Origin of the sequence: Nocardia sp. NPDC058058 (genome assembly GCF_042885355.1) — a bacterium.
In the GTDB taxonomy this organism is placed as follows: Bacteria; Actinomycetota; Actinomycetes; order Mycobacteriales; family Mycobacteriaceae; genus Nocardia.
This window is the reverse complement of the sequence record NZ_JBHVSA010000002.1, coordinates 670,878-690,905: the sequence shown is the minus strand read 5'-3', so window position 1 is coordinate 690,905 and position 20,028 is coordinate 670,878. Positions and strand designations below refer to the sequence as shown.

Genomic DNA, 20,028 nt, shown 5'->3' with positions numbered 1-20,028 from the left:
GGCGATAGCGCAAAGGTATCCTCACCGCGTTCACGGCAGCCGTGAATTGAACGGTGAGAAAGGTTTTCGCAGGTGAAGTTCACAGGAACGAGGCCGCTACTGCGCCTCGTGCTGGCCCTGGTGGCCGTGGCGGTGGCCGCGCTGGCAGTGACCGGTTGTTCGATGATCAAGGACGCCAGCAAGTCCGATACCGCCAAGGCCAAGGTCGGCGACTGCATCAATGTGATCGAGGGGTCGATGGTCGACTCCAAGACCGAGCCGGTCGACTGCTCGTCGGAGAAGGCGGTCTACAAGGTCGCCCAGATCTTCGACAAGAAGACCGACTGCAAGGAAGAGCAGACCTCGTACGAGGAGACGCTCAATGGCGGAACCACCGCGTTCCTGTGCCTGACGCCCAACTTCAAGGAGGGCGCCTGCTACAACGAGAGCCCGACCACCGGCTACAAGAACGTCGATTGTGCCGCGCCGGAGGCCTCTTTCAAGGTCACCAAGCGCATCGACGGTCAGGCCGACGAATTCCTGTGTGACGCCACCACCGCGATCGGCTTCCGCACGGTCTCGGACCCGAAGACCACCTTCTGCCTCGGGAACCCGAAGTAGGAGTTATTCGATCAGCGCTACCGACGCGATGCGGTGCAGGGTGAAGTGCCGGATCGCGCCGGTTACCGGATCGAGGGCATCGAGTTGGCCGCCACCGACTTTCAGCGGTTCGACCACGCGCTGGGTGGCCACGCCGGAGGCGTCCACGTAGCCGATATGCACCGGACGCCTGGTGCGGGAAGCCAATTGGAGCAGGTTCAGGGTGGCGGCGGTGGTGGTGCGGGTGCCGTCAGAGCGCACGGTCTGTCCCGAACGGGATTGCGCCGCACGCTCGCCCGCGCGCAATTCCGCCACCAGGGCCTGAAGTTGTTCGAGGCTGGGTGGATTCGGCCGCCAGTTCGGCTTCTGCCCGGACCGGGCCGGAATGCGCGCCCCGCGCGGGCGCAGATCCACGATCGCGCCGGAGGAGTCCTCACCCGCCGGGCTGAAGCCCGCCGCGCGCAGATGTTCGAGCACCTCGCCCAGTGGAGCCTGCGAAATGGCGACGGTGGGAGCGACCGCGCGCAGGGCCAGCTGACCCGCGACGGGCGCGGCCAGCACCTCCGCCAGTAGCGCGGGATCCTCACTGCGGACGAAGGATTGAGCCATACCCGCGCGTAGTCGCCCGTGTCGCCGCGCCACATCGTCGATCAGATAGGTGAGCGCCTGCGGCACCGGGGTGCGCGAATGCGTGGTGAACAGGTTGTGCAGTTCCGCCGCGGTCGCGCCCGCGTCCAGGGCGCGCCGCACCGAATTCTCGCTCAGCCGGTAAACCGTTGCCGCACCGGCCGATTCGACATCGGCGACCAGGGAGATCCGGTCCAGCAGCTCGGGCACCAGCGGCCCGGGCGCGATCACCGTCAGATCGGCCTGCACAAGCACGTGATCCACCGGATCGGGCAGGGCCGCCGCCATCTCCGATTCCGCGTCCTCCGCACTGCCGTGCAGCAGCGCCCGGCCCGCCGAGGTGACCGCACCGCGCGCCACCAGGCCGAGGGTCTCGGCCTCGGCGAGTGTGCGTTCCACCGCGTCCAGCCGGTAGTGCCGTCGCCAGCGCGGCTGCCGCCATGCCAGCGCCCGGCCCAGATCGGCGGCGGAAACCGCGTTGCCGGAAGGGTATTCGGCCAGCAGGCGCAGGATCGCGCGGCGATCCCGGACCGCGTGCACATTGCGCAGCTCCGCCGAGAGCGCGGCGAGCGGTTTGTCATTGGCGTCCCGCGCGCCGATCATCCACGGGAAGCGATCCAGGTCCAGCCAGGCCTGCGCGAGCACCACCCAGCGGCGCGCGGGGACCACGGCCAGCCAGGCGTCGGAGGTGGTGGTTGGCGCCCAGAAATCCTCGGTGCCGTCATCGGGCAGCGGTTCGGGCGAACCCTTGTCCAGCAGCCGGGCTGCGGCCAGCACCTCGGCGATGAGGCCGACCCGGGCCTCGTCGACCCCGGTCTGCTTCACCACCCGGCGGATCTCTCGCACCCCCAGCCCGCCCGAGCGCAGTGCCGGCGCGGGCCCCTGGGCGAGTACGTCGAGGATGGAAGCGCTGTGCCGCAACAGCTCTCCGACCTCACCGGCGGCCGCCGCGTTCACATCCGCGCTGCCCTGCTTACGCAATTCCGGTTGCGGCGGCGTGAGCGCGTGCGGATCGGTGACCGGTTCATCGCGCAGCACCTGGCCCACCGAGATCGGCAGTTCCACCGTCTCGTCATCGATCCAGCGCAATAGTCGGCGCGCCAGCAGCCGCTGTACCGGCCGATCCTCCGGCGTACCCGGTGCGGCATCGCGGGTGCGCCCGCGCGGCCCGGTCGCGGCCAGCTTCTCCAGCAGTCCGCGTTCGGGCGCAAGCAGTTCCGCCAGTGCGGCATTGATCTCGGGCTCGGTGAGCGAGTCCGGCAGTTCGGTGGTGCTGCCCAGCGGCCATGGCAGCGCCTCCTGCGCCGCGGAGGTCAGATGCAGGGCCTTGTCCGACCCCCATACCAGCGCCCGCGCCCGCAGCTTCGCCACCGACGCGTCGATCGCGGCCTTGCCGACTCGATCGCCGAGGATCTTGGTCAGCACCGTGCGCGGCGCGGGCTGCGGATCGCGCAGATCCGCGGCCCGTTGCACCACAAGGGTTTCGATGACCGCGAAGTCGAGTGTGTCCAATTCATCGGTGGCCCGCAGTACCGACGCCCGCTGTTCGGTCCGAGCCGCCAGCACCGCCATGGAGGCGGGCAATGGCACCGCCAGATCCGGGCGCACCTGCAAGAGCTCCACGAGCGCGTCATCCCCGAGCGCCGCCAGCCATTCGGTCAACGTCGCGGCCTCGACCGCCTTCGTCGACTTACGCGGTTTGGCGGCCTTGATCGCCTTGGCGGGCTTATCCGGCGCGGCATCGGGCGCGGCGGAGGTTGCGCCGTCAGCGTCGGCGGGGGGAACGGTATCGGTCACTTCACCCGATCCAGGCGGACGAATGCGGTTGCCTCGAAAGCACAGCGAGACAGGTGGAATGAGGGCCGTGCGCGGGGACCGGAGATGATCCGGTCCGGGGCACGGCGGAGACGCGGCGTCGGGCACGGCCGCACGGCCGCCGCGGGTGCGGCGGCCGTGCGAATGCGAGCCGTGCCGTTAACCGCATGGTTATCGGTGTAGCGGCTGATCAGCGGTTGATGATCGTGTGCGGGTGCACGTAGGGCAGCTGATCCACGGGGAGCGGGAACTCGGTGTCCTCACCGTACGGGGAGAGACCGCCCGAGCGGGTCGACGAGAGCTCGGTGACGGCGTGATCGCCATTGGCCGTCTCCGGCCAGCCATTGTCGACGTAGGGTTTCTTCGATTTGTTCACCACGCGCTCATTCTGACATGAGCGTTACCGACGCGCCCCCTCCGGCACCCGGATGTTTGCCCGGCGCACGGCGTTCCGACAGCAACCGGGTACCCGGAAAACACAAACGCCCCGCATCGTCATTGATGCGGGGCGTCTGTATACGCGAACGAGGTGTCTCAGTGGGGGAGCAGACCCTTGTTCGCCTGGAAGAAGTTGACGATCGTGGGATCGAGCTGAGTGTTGTTGGCCTTGCTGACATTCAGGAAGTCCAGCACCGGCTGCGGGATGTTGATGCCCTGCGACTGCGCGATCTCCATGGCCTTGTCGACGGCCTGGAAGACCTGCTGGCTGCCGTCGGCGGCCTGGACGTTGCCCGGGCTCGGCGGGTTCCACTTGGTCGGCGCTTCCGTCTGCGGAGCGGTGCGCTGCGACGGTGCGCTGTGCAGGCCGAGGCTCGAGGAGCAGGAGGGCCAGGCGCCCCAGCCCTGCGAGGCGAGCACCTTCTCGGCGACGGTGATCTGCTGCTCGCGGCTGGCCTGGTTGGCGGTGGGGGCGTATTCGCCGCCGCCGTGGGCGGTCCAGGTGCTGGGCGAGAACTGCAGCCCACCCTGGAAACCGTTGCCGGTGTTGATGCCCCAGTTGCCTCCGGCCTCGCACTGCGCGAGGCGATCCCAGTCGGAGTCGGGTGCCGCGCTGGCGTTACCGGCCAGGGCCACTCCGGCTCCACCGAGGGCGATGCCCGTCAGGGCTACCTTGGCGACCGTGCGACCGGTGTTACTCGGCTTGCGATGGCGTCCACTCATTTTCGGGTTTTCCTCTCGTACGCGCCTCGAGGGTTGACTACCGGGGGCGAACTGAGAGGTCGTCCGCTCCGGCGCGCTGGTGCGCGCTGTTCCTCGCCCTCACCCCTGGGTTCCAGTTGGGGTCCGTGCCCGCGGGGTGAGGTTCGGTGCGGCGGGCCGGTGGCGCCGGGCTGACCCGGCTGAAAAGTGACCTTACGACGGTCCTCGCGAAAAATCACCATTTGGTAACCGTCGTGTCTGTCCGGGTCAGTAACCGGCGCAAGGGGTTCCGCTTACCGTCTGTGCAGGTGGTCACGGCGAGTCTGCGCCGATAGGGGTCTGTCACTCCGCCGTGACCGTTCTGTAATGTGACGAAGGTCACAAGTGTGGTCCGGTAACGAAGTGGGCAATCGGACGTGTCACAGACGGGGTTGACCGGAATGCCGGTTCAACGTGCGCGTCGGCCCGACCACAGCGCGAAGACCAGCGACAGCAGGAACCCCAGCGGCGCCGCCATGGCGAGCAGATACAGCCACACCCCGGGTTTCGAATCGGTCAACAGCCCTACGCCGAAGATTGCGACGATGGCCAGCAATCCCACCGCGAACAATGCCATGGCGAGATAGAGGAGCCAGCTTCCGGACCTGCGCGGAGCCTGCTCGGGAGAAGTATCGGACACCCCAGAACCGTAAAACTCACGTGCTGGGGCCTTTCGCACCGGGGTAGACTCGAACCCAATCGCGTCCTGCCATAGCTGTGGGGCGCGTTCTTTTCGCAAACGCAAGGTCTCGGACGATCGGTCCGCCGACCACAACTGTGCCCGGCGAGCCCGGGCATCGAATGACGAACGGGTGAGCGCAGTGCCGACCGGCAAGGTGAAGTGGTACGACGTCGAAAAGGGCTTCGGCTTCCTTTCCCAGGACGAGGGTGAGGATGTTTATGTTCGTTCGTCGGCGCTGCCCGAAGGTGTCGAAGCGCTCAAGCCCGGACAGCGGGTCGAATTCGGGATGGCGGCGGGTCGCCGCGGTCCGCAGGCGCTGAGCCTGAAACTGCTCGAAACCCCCACTGTGCGTGGCAATGAGCGCGAACCCCGGGAACGCCGCCCGCGCAGCGACGCCCCCATCAATCGCAAGTCCACCGATGAGCTGCACGGCCTCATCGAGGACATGATCACCATCCTGGAGACCAAGGTGCAGCCCGATCTGCGCCGCGGTAAGTACCCGGACCGCAAGACCTCCCAGCGCATCGCGGAAGTCGTGCGCGGTGTGGCGCGCGAGCTCGACCACTAGGTCGCAGCCGAAAAGCCAACGGGCCCCGGTGAGTTCGACTCACCGGGGCCCGTTTTCGTTTCAATCGGCTTGCGCCGCAGGTCATTCGATATTGAGCCCCTGATACGCCGGGGTGTGGATGGACCAGATCGCACTCGGCACCCAGCCCACATTGCCCTGCGCGTCCATCGCGGGCACGGGCAGATACAGCTCGGCCACCGCGAGTTTGATCTGCGGATCGTTCGGGGTCGGCACCGTGATCGCGGCCGGGGTGCCCGAGGTCTCGACCTTGGTGTTGACCAGGCCCTTCTTGTAATCCTCGTAGGTGAACGCGCCGACGGCCACATTGTCACCGGGCAGGCGGTAGAACAGCTTCATCCGCCACGGGGCCTTGGCGATCTCCTTCGGCAGCGAGATCTGCAACGGCGAGCCGGCGGGGACATCGAGATCCGAGACCGCTTCGGCATTGCTGCAATCGCTCAGATCGATCTGGCCGTTGGTGACCTTCGGATCGCAGAACATGAAGGGCGACACCGTCACCGACTTGCCGTGCGCGTACGCGGTGAGCTCCGGCTCCGGCTTGGTCGCGCGGTGCGCGACGACCACGATGACGGCGACATAGGCCACGGCCACCACGAGCAGGGCCGCCAGTAACGCGACGATCGTGCGGGCATTGGGTTTGCTCACCGTGGATTCCTGTCCTTATGTGGTGGGCTCCTCGGCGCCGTGAGCGCCGTGGACCTCCTGTTGCGCGTGTTGCGGGCGGTTACCGCCCAAACCGGGCAGCAGCGAATGACCACGGTAGCTGACCACCGTTTGCACCAATCCCAGCGCCATCACCCCCGTGACCGCAGCGAAACCTTTCCACCACTCGGTGGGCAGCAGTACGCCCATCGAGCCGCCGATCACCCAGGACAGCTGCAAAACCGTTTCCGACCTGCCGAAACCGGAGGCGATCGATTCGGCGGGGAGATCATCCTGAATGGACGCGTCCAGGGAGACCTTGGCCAGTGCGCTCGCGCCCGCGGCGATCAGGGTGGCCGCGGCCGCGCCGAGCAGATTGCCCAGGACCGCGGCCGCCACCGCCGCGCCCACGCAGGACAGCGTGCACAGCAGCACGATCAGGGTCGGACGGCCCAGTTTCATGCGCGCGCCGGTGGCATTGCCGGCGAAATTGCCGACCGCGGCGCAGACACCGACCACACCGAGCATGGCGGCCTGCTGCACCGGGCGGTGTTCGGTGGCCTTGGCGACGAACGCCACGTAGAAGGTGAGGAATCCGGTCAGGATGCGAACCGTGCCGTTGCCCCACAGACCGGTGACCACGGCGCGGCCGAGCGGCTGGCGGCGCTTGCTCGGCTGAATCTGCTCCGCCCGCGTGGCATCGAGCACCTCGGTGTGCGAATCATCGCCGTGATAGGTCAGCGTCGCGGGCACCTCGCCCTCGGTGACCTCCACCCAGGACGGAATCTTCAGGCTGAGATAGCAACCGGCACCGGCCAATACGGCCGCGAACAGCAGCGCGCCCGCCGAATGCGCCACCGAGGCAATGAGACCCGCAATACCGCCCGCGCCCAGCGTGCCGCCCACCAGGCCGAACACGGTGAGCCGGGAATTGGTGCGCACCAGATCGATTCCCGGTGGCAGTACGCGCGGCGTCACCGCGGATTTCAACACCGAGAACGACTTACTGAGAATCATCATGCACAACGCGAGTGGATACAGCGCCCAGTTGTCCACATTGAAGATCAGCAGCACCGCCACCAGCACACGCACGGCGAACGATCCCGCCAGCGCCAGCCGGCGACCCCGCTGCAATCGATCCAGCATGGGCCCGATCAGCGGCGCGATCACCGCGAACGGGGCGATCGTGATCAACAGGTACAGCGCGACCTTGGTCTTGGATTCGGCTGTCGCACTGGCGAAGAACAGGGTGTTCGCCAATGCCACGGCAACCGCCGCGTCCGTCGCGAAATTCGCCATCGTCGCGTAAACCAGCGCGGTGAGCCCCGACTCCTCGGCCCCATCCGCCTTGGCCGCCCGCTGAAAAGTGGCGAACCCGCGCTCGGTCAACTCGATACTCCGCCGCGCCGCCACCCGCGTCACCGTCAACTTGCGCGGCGGCTTGTGCAGCCCGGCATCACTGATCTGCTCCGTGTGGTCCTCCTCCGCGTGCGGCAGCGGGCGGGTGGTTTCCGGCCGCGTCTGCTGCGGGCTTTCCCGTTCCGGACGGCGCGAATCATTTCGCGGCGGTGCGCTTTCGCGACCGCCGGGCAGTGCGGCGGTGCGCTGGGACAGGAACTCCGGAACCTCCGGCTCGTTTCCGCGCGGACGTTGTGCGGATCGGTTGGCCGGGGGATAGCGGTCGAAGCCGGGGTGCCGTTCGATGAGCGGAGACTCCTCCTCGCCCCACCGGCCGGGGTCGGCGTCAGGTTCGCGGGGAGTCGTCACGCACCCAATTCTTGCAGTGCCGGACGACGGCGGCGCGACTACGGCGGGTGTGCGGGGACACAAAGCCCGCTTGACGGTCGTGAATTCGCGGTGCCGGGACTGGTCGGCCGGGGCATTCGCGCCTCGGGGCGGGTGTGGATTCTCACCCGCGGGGGTGGGCGTGGTGCTCCCGGTGCGGCTCCGGGTCAGTCGGGGAGGAAGCGGACTTCGTAGGTGGTGGGCCAGTTCTTGCCGGTGAGCAGGAAGTGGTCGGTGCCGGGCAGGTGGGTGATGCCGTTGAGGACATCGGTGGCGGGGGTGCGGGCGGAGCGGGGGAGCAGGTCCGAGGCGTCGATCGCGTGCAGGACGGCGCCGGTGCCGGGGTCTATGTGCAGGATGGTGTCGCTCGGCCAGGCGTTGGCGTAGACGGAACCGTCCGGGGCGCAGTCGAGTTCGTTGAGTTTCGCGTCCTTGTGGCTGGTCAGGGTGATTGTGCCGGTGGGGGTGAAGGTTTCGGGGTCGCGGAAGGTGAGGGTGGCCGAGCCGTTGGACATGAGGATGCGCCCGGCGCGGGTGCACAGGCCCCAGCCCTCGCCGTCGAAAGTGGTGCGGCGCAGTTCGGTCAGGGTTTTCGGGTCGCGGGCGAAGGCGATGCCGTCGCGATAGGTGAGCTGCCAGAGCACGTTTCCCGCCACGGTGACGCCCTCGCCGAACAGCGGGGCGGGCAGGTCGGCGCGCGCGAGCTCGGTGCGGCTGTCGAGGGTGGTCGCGCGCACGTACGACTGTCCGGAAAGTCCGGTGCTCTCGTAGAGCGTGTCGCCGTCCGCTTCCAGTCCCTCGGTGAATGCCCGCGTGTCGTGTGGGCGAGTCGCGATGACTTCGACACGCAGGCGCGGCGTGTCGTCGGGTCTGTCACAACCGGTGATTGCGGCGGCCAGGCACATGGCCGAGCACAGCATGATCTTCGCGGCCGCTACCGGTGCACGACGTTTGCGCTCCATACGGCAAAATGTAGGGCGTGAGCGCGGTTGGAGTTTCGGAGTCCGGTGTTCGGCCGATCCTGGCGGAGGCGGTCGACCTGGCTCGCCGTGCGCTCCTGGAGCTGGAGCCACTCGGAGTCGGCAGGCATATAGGTGTTACGGCCGAGGATGATTCGGCCGCGACCCATCACTTCGAGGCCACGCTGCCCGGCTATCGCGGCTGGCAGTGGGCGGTCGTGGTGGCCGCCCCACCCGAGGCGACCCGGGTCACCGTCAGCGAATCGGCGCTGCTACCCGGCCCCGACGCGCTCGTCGCCCCCGACTTCCTGCCCTGGGAACAGCGCATCCGCCCCGGCGACCTGGCTCCTGGCGATCTGCTCGCCCCGCCCCTCAACGATCCTCGCCTGGTCCCCGGCTACATCGCCTCCGGTGATCCGGTCGTCGACGAGGTGGCACTCGAACTCGGCCTCGGCCGCCCCCGCGTGCTCAGCCGCGAAGGCCGCGAAGAAGCGGCCGACCGCTGGTTCTCCGAATTCGGCCCCGACACCGATATGGCCCGGGCCGCACCGGCCACCTGCGGCACCTGCGGCTTCTTCGTCCCCCTGGCGGGCGGCCTGCGCGCCGCCTTCGGCGTCTGCGCCAACGCCATGGGCGCCGACGGCCGCGTCGTCAGCCTCGAATACGGCTGCGGCGCCCACTCCGACACCGAACTCCCCACCGGCGCGGGCTCTCCCGCCTACGAGGCCTTCGACGACGCCGCCGTGGAAATCATCCCCGCCGAAGAACTCCGCAAGCCGGAAGCTGTTGCGGCCGAAGCTGATTCCGCCCCGGCAGGCGAGGTGACCACCGAGGACATCACCGCCGACGCGCCCAGCGCCGAATCCACCCCCGTGGATACGACGCCCGCCGAAGCCGCTTCGCCGGACTCGGCGTCCGCCGAAACCGCCACGGCGACTACCGAAGTCGTGACGGCCACCGGTGCGACCTCCGAAGCCGCGGCCGTCGAACCCGCCGATTCGGGATCGACGCCGACCTCCGCCGACCCGTCGCAGGTGAGCGAGCCGACCGAGGTCGCAACGAATACCCCCGCACCCGAAGCGAATTCGTCGACGACGTCGTTCCCCTCGGCCATCGCCGAAAGCGCCACCGCCGAGGCCATCACCGCCGTGGCGGAGGTGGCGGCCGTGACGCCGATCGAATCCGAGATCCCGCAGGTCCCCGCCGACAACGGGATTCCCACGCTGTTCGACCTGGCGGACCCCGACATGGTGGTCGACGACGCCTGGGGCGTGAGCGCGGTCCGCGTCGAAGCCGAAACCGCCGCACCGCAGATCGGCGACCCCGGAGCTACGGAGTCGCACTGACTCTCGGGGGCCGCTGAGTCGCACCACCTCCCGGAGCCCCGCTCCGGCGCTGCGCCGGTTCGGAAATCCGGTCGCAGCGCAGCGGGCCGATTCCGCCGTGTGGGCTTCTTTCCGATGCGTGACTGGTAGGGAGAGGCTGCGCGGGCGGCTCGGGTGGGAGTCCTGGTGCTGGTTCGTGGGGTGGGTGGGGCTACGGGTGAGTGGGGGGAGGGAAAGGCGCTTAAGGTGTGCTGTCGCGTCCGGGTCGGCCGGGCGGGTGGGCGCCGCTGGCGTTCATGAGCGGAAGGGGTGCGTGGGTTGGACGGCGGTAGGGCTGTGGGGGATCCGTTCGATACTGCCGGACTGCGGGCCGGGGTGATCGCCGCCTGGCAGGGATCACCCACGCGCCTGCGGGAGGATGCGGCCACCGAGGCCGATTTGGTGCGGGCCGGGTATCGGGATCGGGTGCTGACCGAACTGGCGCAGAACGCCGCCGACGCCGCGGCCAAGGCGGGGGTCGCGGGGCGGCTGGCGGTGTGGCTGGACGGGCGCGTTCTGCATATCGCCAATACGGGTGTGGCGTTGGATATTTCGGGGGTGCACGCGCTGACGGCGCTGCGTGCGTCGGCGAAGACCGCCGGACCGGCCGCGAGTGAGGCGGCGGTGGGGCAGTTCGGTGTCGGATTCACCGCGGTGCTCAGTGTGGCGGAGGAGGTCGAGTTCCGTTCCACGAGTGGGTCGGTGCGGTTCTCCCGGGCCGAGACGGCCGCGCTGCTGGCGGCTGAAGGCGTCAAGATTCCCGAGGTGGAGGGCGAATTCGTGCCGCCCGCGCTGCGTTTGGCATGGCCGAGTGCGGCGAAGCCCGCCGCCGGATTCGACAGCGAGATCGTGCTCGAACTGCGCCCGGACGTGGACGGCGACGCACTGCTCGCGGGCATGCGGGCCGAAGCGGTCGATCTGCTGCTGGAACTGCCCGCGCTCCAAAGTATTTCGATCGCGGATGACGAAATTCGCTGTGCTGTCACCGATCTCGATAACGGCCTACAGGAAGTCCGGGTCACGGGGGAGTGGGAGGACCGGCGCTGGTGGCAGTACCGCACCCCGCACGCGCGCTGGCTGCTGCCTTTGCGCGAAGGCCGCCCCGTGGCGGTGCGCCCCGATGTGCTGCGCGCCCCCACCCGCTCGGATGAGGAGCTCTCGCTCCCCGCGCTGTTGATCGCCGATATCCCCATGCAACCGGATCGCCGCCGCCTGCTCCCCGGTGCCCAGGTCGCCGAACTGGCCTCGGGCTACGCCGATTTCGCGCTGGCACTGCCGCCCGCCGATCGCCTGGTGCTGGTGCCCGCCCCCGGCTTCGCGCGCAGTGAGCCCGATACCGTTCTGCGCGAGGCGCTCATCGCCGAACTGCGCGAACACTCCTGGCTCCCGGTGCTGCGCGGCCCCGTCTTCGGTTCGGGCGGCGAAGCGCTCGGCGACCCCCGCCTCATCGGCAGCGATCACGCGCTCGGCGGCAATCCGGAACTCGGCGCGGACCCCCTGCTCGAATTCGACGCGGCCCTCGAGGCACGCGCGAGCAGCGCGGCAGGCCCGGGTGCGGATACGGCCGCGAGTGCGGGTGAAGACAGCCTCGCGGGCGCGCGCGGTGACAGTGCCGCCGGGAGTGAAGGTGGGGCGGGCGACGACAGCTTTGCCGCCTCGGCCGAAGTCCGTGGCCCCGACGAGGATGCCACATTCCAACTGGAGCTGACCTTCGGCGATTCCGGGACGAATGGTGTTCTGCGCCAAGATCTTTCGGCGCAGACCGGGGTACCGTCGGAGAGCGGAACGCGGCCCGGGGACGCCGCGTGGCCGGAAGTCGGTTCGCTGCCCCGGACCACGTCGACGGCCGATTCGACCGAGGAGCTCGGTGAGCGGCCGCGGCGGGCGAGCGTATTCCCGGGTGCGACGCCGGAATTGGCGCGACTGCTGGCGGAAATCGTTGGGCCACTTGTGATTCCGGAGCTTTCCGGGCGTGCGGGCTCGGATGCGCTTGCCGCCCTGGATGTGCATCGGATCGGCTTGGCGCGGATCGCGGAATTGTCGAGCAGTCTGGAACGTCCCGCGCAGTGGTGGTATTCGCTGTACGACGCCCTGGAACCGTTCGTGCTGGATCCGCTGTCGGTGGAGGAATTGGGGGCGCTGTCGGTACCGCTGGCCGATGGACGGCTGGTGACCGGGCCGCGCACCGTGGTGCTGGATCTCCAGTTGGAGAACGCCATTCCCGTGCACTGGGCGCGCCTGGTGCATCCGGAGGCCGCGCACGAGTTGCTGGGCCGGCTGGGCGCGCGTGCCGCTACCCCCGAGGATTTGCTGAATGATCCCGCGCTACAGGCGATCCTGGAGGATGATCCGAGCGAACCCGATACCGTGGAGGCGGTGCTGAACCTGGCGGGTACCGCCATGCCGGGCACCCTGCCGACCTGGCTCGGCCTGCTCGAATTGCCGGACGACTCGGGCGAATTGCTGCCCGCCGACGAACTGCTGCTGCCCGCGGCCCCGCTGGACGGTGTGCTGGTGGCGGATTCGCCGTTCGAGATCATCGCCGAGGAGACGCTGGAGAAGTACGGCCGGGACGCGTTGCGCGCCATCGGCGTCGGCTGGAGTTTCACCCTCGCGGTGGAGGAGGATCCGACCGGCCCCGATCATCATCTCGATGACGAGGACGCCTGGTGGGAGGGCTTGCGGGAGGACCCGCCGGAGCTGCGCGCGGTCCGCGACCTCGACCTGGTCGATGACGCGAAATGGCCGGAGGCCCTGCGCCTTCTGCTCTCCGACGAGAGCACCCGCCCGCTGCTGTCGGACCGGGACGGCTACACCGCATGGTGGTTGCGCAAGAACGCGCATATCGACGATATCCCGCTGGGCCTCATGCGCCACCCCGAGGACGAGAGCCTCGCGGGCCTGCTTCCGCAACTTCTCGGCTTCTCAGATCAGGATTTGCTGGTATTGCGCGGGGTGCTCGCCGCACCGGAGATCATGACCGCGCAATTGGCCGAGGAACTCCTGGACGCCCTCGCCGATCCCACGAGATCGCCCACCCCCGAGGCGATTTCGCAAACGCATCGCCGTCTCGGGGTGGCTATGGCCGACGGTCTGCTCGATGTCGAGGACCTGGATTTCCCGGATCATGTCCGCGCCCTGTCCGGCGCCGTCATCGATCCCGCCGACGCGCTGATCCTGGACAAGCCCTGGTTCGGCCCGGCGCTGCCCGCCGATCGTCTCATCGTCGGCGATATCGCTTCGGCCCCATCTCTTTCCGCGCTGCTGGACATTCCGCTGGCGTCGGAAGTGGTGACCGCCGAAGTTCTCGGCGAGGGTCGTCGCACCACCTGGAATACCGATCCGCTCGGCGTACTGCTGCGCCTGCAATTCGGTTCCGCCTACGCCACAGGCGATCTCGTCGTGCACGATGATCTCCGCGTGCGCCTCACCGGCGCGGTGCAGGCGACCGTCGCGGTGCCGTGGTGGCAGGACGGCGATACCGTCCACGTTCGGGCGCAGCCGCACGGCTGATCCGCGGTCCGGCAAATCCGGGGCAGCCGCGGGCGGTGTCCGGGCCGAAAAAGACTCCGGCGCGCGTGAATACGCGCGCCGGAGTGGTGGATGGGGTGGTCAGGCGGTGTACGAGCAGACCATCGTGGCTAGGAGATCCAGCTGTTCGCGGACGGCCGCGCTGTCGTTGTCGACCAGCCAGCGCAGCACGATGCCGTCGATGGCTGCGAGGGTGAAACGGCTCAGGGTGGTGACCGGAACGGTCCACTGGGTGCCGGTGGCCTCGCGGGCGTGTTCGACGATGTCGGCGAGCGTGGAGTCGTTGAATGTGTACTGCTCGCGGGCGATTGCCAGTTTCGCCGGAGTTTGTTCGCCTTCGCGAAGTGCGTAGGTGGTGGTTTCGTAGGTGAGTAGTTGACGTTCGGGTGTGGCTTCGACGTTGAGCCACATGAGTTCCAAGGCAGCGCGCACCAATTTTTGAAGCGCTTCTTTTCCAGTTCCGACGTCTTGCCATACCGTTTCGTTGGCATCGACGGAATCGCGCAATTCCATCGAAAGCGCCTTGACCAGCTCGGTCATCAGCTGATCTTTGTTTTCGAAACAGTAATGCACCACACCGAGCGAAACACCGGCTGCCTGTGCAACATCGCGCGTGGTAACTCCTGCCACGCCCTTTTTTTCGGCAAGGCCGATGGCCGCCTCGATAAGGTGGGCCCGTCGTTCTTCGACGCTCAATCGGGAGGACACTCCAGGGAGTTAAGCGTCCGGGAAGCGCACAGTCAATTCGCAGGGTCGGAAAATCTGGCCTGGACGAACGTCCAGTTGTGTGGTTCGCTGCCTTCCAGAACGGAAGGAGACGCGAATGGCGCTGTCGGACAAGGAAACGGCCGATGCGGGCGCGGTCACGACCGTCTCGCGCCGAACGGTGCTGGCCGGAGCCGCGGTGGGCACCGCCGCGCTCGCGGTGACGGCAACATTCGCGCTACCCCACTCGCGCGCACACGCGGATTCCGGCGAATATCTCGTCGGGGTGGGCATTTCCGACATCACCGGCCCGGCCGCCGAATGCGGGATGATGGGCTACTCGCAATTCGGACAGGACACCGCCGGAATCCATCTGCGGCCCCGCGCCCGCGCCTTCATCTTCGGCAGCGCGAACCAGCGCGTGGTCTACGTCGTCGCCGACAACGGCATGATCTTCCAATCCGTGCACCGCGGTGTGCTGGCCGCGCTCGCCGCCCGATTCGGCGACCGGTACACCGAGCAGAACGTCCTGCTCACCTCCACGCATTCACACGCCACCTGCGGCGGATCCAGCAATGATTACGCGTACAACCTGTCCATTCTCGGATTCCAGCAGCAGGTCTACGACGCCGAAGTGAACGGCATAGTCGAGGCCATTGCCGCGGCGGACGCCGACCTTTCCCCGGGCAGCCTCGCACTCGGGCGCGGAGAACTGCACGACGCCAGCGTGAATCGATCCAAGATCGCCTGGGATCGCAATCCCGACGCGGACAAACAGGTTTTCCCCGATGCCATCGATCCGGCCGTCACCGTGCTGTCGCTGCGCAAGGGTGGCCGCGAGGTCGGCGTGATCACCTGGTTCGCCACCCACAACACCTCGATGAGCAATACCAACCGGCTCATCAGCGCCGATAACAAGGGGTACGCCTCGTACTCGTTCGAACACGAGGAGCACGGGGTCCGCTACCTGGACGGCTGCGATTTCGTGGCAGCGTTCCCGCAGACCAACTCCGGCGATATGTCGCCCAACCTGAATCTGCACCCGACCGATGGTCCGACCCGGAACGAATTCGACAACACCCGCATCATCGGCGACCGCCAATACCGTGCCGGGAAAACAGCTCTCGCGGCCGCGAGCGCGGTCAGCGGTCCGGTCGCGAGCCTGCTCTGCTACATCGATATCGCCGATATCGAGGTCGACGGCCGCTGGACGCCGAACGGTCAGCCCCGGCACACCGCACCCGCCTGCGCGGGCGTCTCGCTCATCGCGGGCAGTGTCGAGGACGGTCCGGGCCTGCCCGGCGTGCCGATTCCCGAGGGTGTGCGAAATCCGTTCGTGGACGCGCTCGGTGGCGTCGACCAGCCGGTACCCGATTGGCTCGCCGATGCCCAGGCCCCCAAGGCCATCGTCGCACCGCTCGGCATCATGCCGCCGGTGCCGTGGGTGCCGAGCGTGGTGCCGATTCAGCTGGTGCGCATCGGCGACCTCTATCTCGCCTGCGGCGGAGCGGAATTCACCATCACCTCCGGTCTGCGCATCCGCCGCGTGGTCGCGGAAGCGCTCGGCGTATCGCTGGATCAGGTGCTCATGCAGGGTTACGCCAACTGCTATCACGAATACGTCGCCACCCCCGAGGAATACGACGCCCAGCAGTACGAGGGCGGCTCAACCCTGTACGGCCGCTACACCCTTCCCGCCTACCAGCAGGAATTCCACCGTCTCGCAACGGCTTTCGCCGCGCAGCAGGCGGTTCCGCGCGGCCCCGCCCCGCGCGACGTCTCCAACCTCCAGCCCAACTTCGTCGCCGCCCCCGGCCCCGATGCCACTCCGCCCGGCACGAATTTCGGCGACGTCCTGACCCAACCGGCCCCCGCCTACGCTCCCGGTGACCAGGCCGCGGCCGAATTCGTCTCGGCCCATCCGAAACATAACACCCGCCGCAACGGCACCTTCCTGGAAATCCAGCGCGCCACCGATTCCGGCTGGACCCGCATCGCCAACGAAGGCGAATGGCCGGTCAAATACTTCTGGTCCAAACGCGGCGCGGACGTCTCCATAGCCCGCTTCACCTGGGACATCCCGTCAAACACCCCGCCGGGCCGCTACCGCCTCCAGCACTACGCCGACCAACTCACCGCCGACGGCACCCTGCACCCCTTCACCGGGACGACCGCCGAGTTCGACATCCGCTGAACGCCAGCGTTTCTCGTCCCCGCCGGCCGTGTGCACTGCTCGTCATCCCGGCATGCTTTCGGCCGGGATCCACACACTCAGCCGACATCCCGCCCGTGTGGATCCCGGCCAAAAGCGCGCCGGGATGACGGGTGTGTGGCTGCCGCCATGAGTTTGTGCGGGGCCGGTTAGTCCAGGCCGAGCTGTGCGCCCTTGTCGCCGCGCCGCGCGCCGCGGCGCTGGATGGCGAAGATGGTGTAGCCGAGCAGGCCCACACCCAGGCCCATCAGGCAGATCGGGCGGGCCGTCGCCCAGTCGTCATTGAGCCAGACCACGATCGTGGCGATCAGGAAGCCGAGGCTGCCGACGGCCAGGACCGGTCGCGGGTCGGTGAAGCGCTGCGGGATTTCCGGTACGGGCTGGGTCACGAGATCCAGGGTAGAAGGTGGAGCGCGCGATGGGGGAGCGGCGGGCGTGTGCGCGCGGATTTTCGACATTGGGGAAATGTCTGGTTTGGGCGGGGATGGTGTGGGGGTACTAGGGGGTGGGGGCGCGTACCGGTCGGGTTCGCCGCCCGGTGGCGGGGGTGTGCGCCGGAACAGGCGTCGTGTGCGTGAACGGTCACGTATCGTTTCGCTCTGTGACAACGCCTTCCGATATTCGAGCGCTCGCCGGTGAACTGTCGCTGGCGGTGGTGCGCTTGACGCGACATCTGCGCGGGCGGCGTGCCGATGCCCAGATTTCGCTGACCCAGCTCTCCGCGCTCGCCACCCTGAACCGGGACGGCGCCATGACGCCGGGCGCGCTCGCCGCCAAGGAGCGGGTGCAACCGCCGTCCATGACGCGGGTGATCGCCTCGCTCTCGGAAATGTCGCTGGTGCAACGCGATCCGCATCCCACCGACGGGCGGCAGATCATCGTGTCGCTGTCCGAGAGCGGGCGCGCGCTCATCGCCGATGAGACCCACGCCCGCGAGGCCTGGATGACCGATCAGCTCTCCAATCTCAGCCCCGATCAGCTGGCCGTGCTGGAACAGGCCGTCGGAATCATGAAGCAGATCGTGGACGAATCCGAGTAAAGATAGCCCGGGTGACCCGCGGCTCGACTTCCCAGCGGCGGTAACCCGCGCCGTGGCGAGCTAGACCGGGGAGCGACCGTACAGCTCGTATTCGCGGGCCAGCTCATCCCGCAGGCTCGAACTCAGCGGTTGGTAGCCAAGGGATTTCGTATCGCCCAGGTACACGGGATCTTTCGTGAGCCAGGATTCGCGGCGCAGCGCCGGTTTGTCGATCTTGCGCGTGGCGGTCACCGGAATGGATTCGGTGACGCGCACGAAACGCGGCGCCCATTTGGTGCCGAGATCGGGTTGTGCGGCGAGGAATTCACCGAATAGTTCCGGATCGAATCGCACGCCCGCATCCAATTCGAGTGCCGCCATCACCTGATCGCCGGTGCGCGGATCCGGAACCGGATACACCGCCGCCAATTTCACGCCCGGGAATCGGGCGAGAATGCGTTCCACCGGCGCGGTGGCGAAGTTCTCACTGTCCACCCGCAGGCGATCACCCGAACGCCCCGCGAAGTAGAAGAATCCGGCCTCGTCCTGATAACCGAGGTCCCCGGTGCGGAAGATCGGGCCGTCGACCCGTTCGGTACTGGCCTCCGGATTGCGGTAGTAGCCCTCGAACATGGCCGCACCGGTGATATTCACGATCTCACCGATCGCCTCGGCCGCATTGAGCAGTGCGCCATCCGCAGCGAAAACCGCACGCGGACACTGCTTTCCATGCTCGTTGTGAATCTCCACCGGCATGAACTCCGGTGCGCGGCCGAGCGCCCCCGACGGCGAATCATCGGTGAGTCGAATGACCACCCCGCCCTCGCTGGATCCGTAACTCTCCACCGGCGTCACCCCGAACCGGCGCGCGAATTCGGCCCGGTCACGCGGCGCGGCCTCGGTCCCGAAAGCGGTGCGCAACTTGGTATCCCGCTCCAACGGCGATTCCGGGGCGGACAGCAGATAGGCCAGCGACCGCCCGACATAGTTGAAGTAGGTCACCCCGAACCGCCGGACATCGGGCAGGAACCCCGCGACCGAGAAACGACGGCGCATGGTGAAGGTGGCACCCGTGAAAACCGAAGGCGCCCAACAGGCCATGATCGCGTTCCCGTGGAACAGCGGCATGGCGTTGTAGGTGACATCGGCACGGGTCAGCGAACAGTGATTCATAGCGCCCAGTGCCGCCAGCCGCCCGGTCGTGCAGATCACCGCCTTGGGCGCACCGGTGGAACCGGAGGTGAAGGTGAGCAGCAGCCGCGTCGAGCGTTCCCGGGCCTCGGGCGCGACCCATGCGGCCCGCGCGTCCGCCGCGCCGCCGCGCACGACCGTTGCGTATTCGGCGGAAACCCGCTCCCGCCACCGGGATTCATCGATATCCAGGACACGATCGGCGTCCACGCCGGTGTCGAGTCCGGCGAGTACCGCGCGCTGCTCCCCGTCGGTGATGATCAGATCGCAGTCCACGCCGCGAATATCGCTCGCCAGTTCCGCCCCGCGCCGCGTCGGGTTGATGCCGATCAGCGTCGCCCCGGCGAAGGCCGCCGCCCCGATCAGGAAGATGTACTCGGGCACATTCTCCAGCAGCACCCCGATGTGGAACGGCCGATCCGGTCGGCGGAACTCGCTGAGAACCGCTGCGCGGGCGGCGCATTCGCGCACCACTTCGCCCCAGCTCCAGATCGAGTCCTCGAACCGGAGCCCCGGGTGGTCGTCATGTTCGCGGCGCAGCAGCAGATCGGTGAAGGTCAGCCCCTGCTCGGCGGCCTCGGCGGGTGTGAGGCGCGGTATTTCGGGGCCGGTCGCCCACAGCGGATTGTCGTGCATAGCAAACACTGTGCCGGGCGAGCGCGGTGCTTATGCCCCGAATGCCCGGTCGCTGGGAACGATTTCGCGGCCGAGCGGGAACAGCGACACCGGGATCAATTTCAGATTCGCCCAGGCGAACGGAATACCGATGATGGTGATGGCCAGGGCGATGCTGGTGAACAGATGCCCCAGCGCGAGCCACCAGCCCGCCACGATGATCCAGATGATGTTGCCCAGCATCGAGGCCACGCCCGCGCCCGGCTTCTCGACGGCTTCGCGCCCGAACGGCCACAGCACGAACGAGGCGATGCGGAACGAGGCGATACCCCACGGAATGGTGACGATCAGGATGCAGCAGATGAGCCCGGCGACCACATAGCCCAGCGCCATCCAGAATCCCACCAGGACGAACCACAGGATGTTCAAGAGCAACTGGATCGGTTTCACGTCTTCCAGCATGCCAGCGCGCGGCGGTCGCCGACACCGGGAAAACCCTGACTTCCAGGTGTGAACACTGCTCAGGGTCGAGTGG

At 67.8% G+C, this 20,028-nt stretch carries 17 protein-coding genes; 6 read left to right on the top strand and 11 right to left on the bottom strand.

The features are described from left to right. The first annotated feature begins 72 nt into the window (after positions 1 to 72). On the top strand, positions 73 to 600 hold the full coding sequence (locus ACFVUS_RS17855) for a hypothetical protein (protein ID WP_387767028.1): 528 nt from the start codon (positions 73 to 75) through the stop codon (positions 598 to 600). A 3-nt stretch (positions 601 to 603) separates the two neighbouring features. On the opposite strand, the gene ACFVUS_RS17850 is transcribed toward ACFVUS_RS17855, so the two are convergent. The 4 genes from ACFVUS_RS17850 to ACFVUS_RS17835 form a co-directional block, all read right to left on the bottom strand. Then, positions 604 to 2,868 (bottom strand): helicase-associated domain-containing protein, encoded by a 2,265-nt coding sequence (locus ACFVUS_RS17850; RefSeq protein ID WP_387769943.1) that lies wholly within the window; start codon positions 2,866 to 2,868, stop codon positions 604 to 606. Between the two features lie 343 nt (positions 2,869 to 3,211). Continuing rightward, entirely contained in the window at positions 3,212 to 3,400 is a 189-nt protein-coding gene (locus ACFVUS_RS17845) for a hypothetical protein (RefSeq protein WP_067568388.1), read from the bottom strand. A 155-nt stretch (positions 3,401 to 3,555) separates the two neighbouring features. Then, the gene (locus ACFVUS_RS17840; protein WP_364641439.1) at positions 3,556 to 4,182 is read right to left on the bottom strand and encodes a resuscitation-promoting factor Rpf1 domain-containing protein; all 627 of its coding nucleotides are present in this window, start codon (positions 4,180 to 4,182) and stop codon (positions 3,556 to 3,558) included. Between the two features lie 427 nt (positions 4,183 to 4,609). After that, a complete protein-coding gene (locus tag ACFVUS_RS17835) occupies positions 4,610 to 4,840 on the bottom strand; it encodes a hypothetical protein (protein ID WP_387767024.1) in 231 nt (76 codons plus the stop codon). A gap of 181 nt (positions 4,841 to 5,021) precedes the next feature. On the opposite strand from ACFVUS_RS17835, the gene ACFVUS_RS17830 reads away from it, so the two are divergent. Then, positions 5,022 to 5,450, top strand: a complete 429-nt coding sequence (locus tag ACFVUS_RS17830; RefSeq protein WP_387769940.1) for a cold-shock protein — start codon at positions 5,022 to 5,024, stop codon at positions 5,448 to 5,450. A gap of 81 nt (positions 5,451 to 5,531) precedes the next feature. Here ACFVUS_RS17830 and ACFVUS_RS17825 read toward each other — a convergent pair whose 3' ends face one another. The 3 genes from ACFVUS_RS17825 to ACFVUS_RS17815 form a co-directional block, all read right to left on the bottom strand. Beyond that, positions 5,532 to 6,116 (bottom strand): DUF2771 domain-containing protein, encoded by a 585-nt coding sequence (locus ACFVUS_RS17825; protein ID WP_387767021.1) that lies wholly within the window; start codon positions 6,114 to 6,116, stop codon positions 5,532 to 5,534. A 15-nt stretch (positions 6,117 to 6,131) separates the two neighbouring features. Next, positions 6,132 to 7,880 carry an MFS transporter gene (locus ACFVUS_RS17820; RefSeq protein WP_387767018.1) on the bottom strand — a complete coding sequence of 583 codons (1,749 nt, stop codon included), beginning with the start codon at positions 7,878 to 7,880 and terminating at the stop codon, positions 6,132 to 6,134. A 185-nt stretch (positions 7,881 to 8,065) separates the two neighbouring features. Beyond that, positions 8,066 to 8,860, bottom strand: a complete 795-nt coding sequence (locus ACFVUS_RS17815) for a glutaminyl-peptide cyclotransferase (protein WP_387767015.1) — start codon at positions 8,858 to 8,860, stop codon at positions 8,066 to 8,068. A gap of 17 nt (positions 8,861 to 8,877) precedes the next feature. On the opposite strand from ACFVUS_RS17815, the gene ACFVUS_RS17810 reads away from it, so the two are divergent. Both ACFVUS_RS17810 and ACFVUS_RS17805 read left to right on the top strand, forming a co-directional pair. Then, positions 8,878 to 10,203: a DUF3027 domain-containing protein gene (locus tag ACFVUS_RS17810; protein WP_387767012.1), complete on the top strand. Its 1,326-nt coding sequence runs from the start codon at positions 8,878 to 8,880 to the stop codon at positions 10,201 to 10,203. A gap of 315 nt (positions 10,204 to 10,518) precedes the next feature. Further along, the gene (locus ACFVUS_RS17805) at positions 10,519 to 13,734 is read left to right on the top strand and encodes a sacsin N-terminal ATP-binding-like domain-containing protein (protein ID WP_387767009.1); all 3,216 of its coding nucleotides are present in this window, start codon (positions 10,519 to 10,521) and stop codon (positions 13,732 to 13,734) included. Positions 13,735 to 13,833: 99 nt separating this feature from the next. Here the strand turns inward: ACFVUS_RS17805 and ACFVUS_RS17800 are convergent, their stop codons facing one another. Further along, positions 13,834 to 14,448 carry a TetR/AcrR family transcriptional regulator gene (locus tag ACFVUS_RS17800; protein ID WP_364641424.1) on the bottom strand — a complete coding sequence of 205 codons (615 nt, stop codon included), beginning with the start codon at positions 14,446 to 14,448 and terminating at the stop codon, positions 13,834 to 13,836. Positions 14,449 to 14,575: 127 nt separating this feature from the next. Here ACFVUS_RS17800 and ACFVUS_RS17795 point away from each other — a divergent pair, with 127 nt between their 5' ends. Continuing rightward, the gene (locus ACFVUS_RS17795) at positions 14,576 to 16,651 is read left to right on the top strand and encodes a neutral/alkaline ceramidase (protein WP_387767006.1); all 2,076 of its coding nucleotides are present in this window, start codon (positions 14,576 to 14,578) and stop codon (positions 16,649 to 16,651) included. Positions 16,652 to 16,818: 167 nt separating this feature from the next. Here ACFVUS_RS17795 and ACFVUS_RS17790 read toward each other — a convergent pair whose 3' ends face one another. Beyond that, positions 16,819 to 17,058 carry a DUF2530 domain-containing protein gene (locus tag ACFVUS_RS17790; RefSeq protein ID WP_364641419.1) on the bottom strand — a complete coding sequence of 80 codons (240 nt, stop codon included), beginning with the start codon at positions 17,056 to 17,058 and terminating at the stop codon, positions 16,819 to 16,821. 212 nt (positions 17,059 to 17,270) lie between these two features. Here ACFVUS_RS17790 and ACFVUS_RS17785 point away from each other — a divergent pair, with 212 nt between their 5' ends. Continuing rightward, on the top strand, positions 17,271 to 17,708 hold the full coding sequence (locus ACFVUS_RS17785) for a MarR family winged helix-turn-helix transcriptional regulator (protein ID WP_375962761.1): 438 nt from the start codon (positions 17,271 to 17,273) through the stop codon (positions 17,706 to 17,708). Positions 17,709 to 17,768: 60 nt separating this feature from the next. Here the strand turns inward: ACFVUS_RS17785 and ACFVUS_RS17780 are convergent, their stop codons facing one another. Both ACFVUS_RS17780 and ACFVUS_RS17775 read right to left on the bottom strand, forming a co-directional pair. After that, the gene (locus ACFVUS_RS17780) at positions 17,769 to 19,514 is read right to left on the bottom strand and encodes an AMP-binding protein (protein WP_387767002.1); all 1,746 of its coding nucleotides are present in this window, start codon (positions 19,512 to 19,514) and stop codon (positions 17,769 to 17,771) included. A 30-nt stretch (positions 19,515 to 19,544) separates the two neighbouring features. Then, complete coding sequence (locus ACFVUS_RS17775) at positions 19,545 to 19,955, bottom strand: YccF domain-containing protein (protein ID WP_387766999.1); 411 nt, start codon at positions 19,953 to 19,955, stop codon at positions 19,545 to 19,547. Between the last annotated feature and the right edge of the window lie 73 nt (positions 19,956 to 20,028).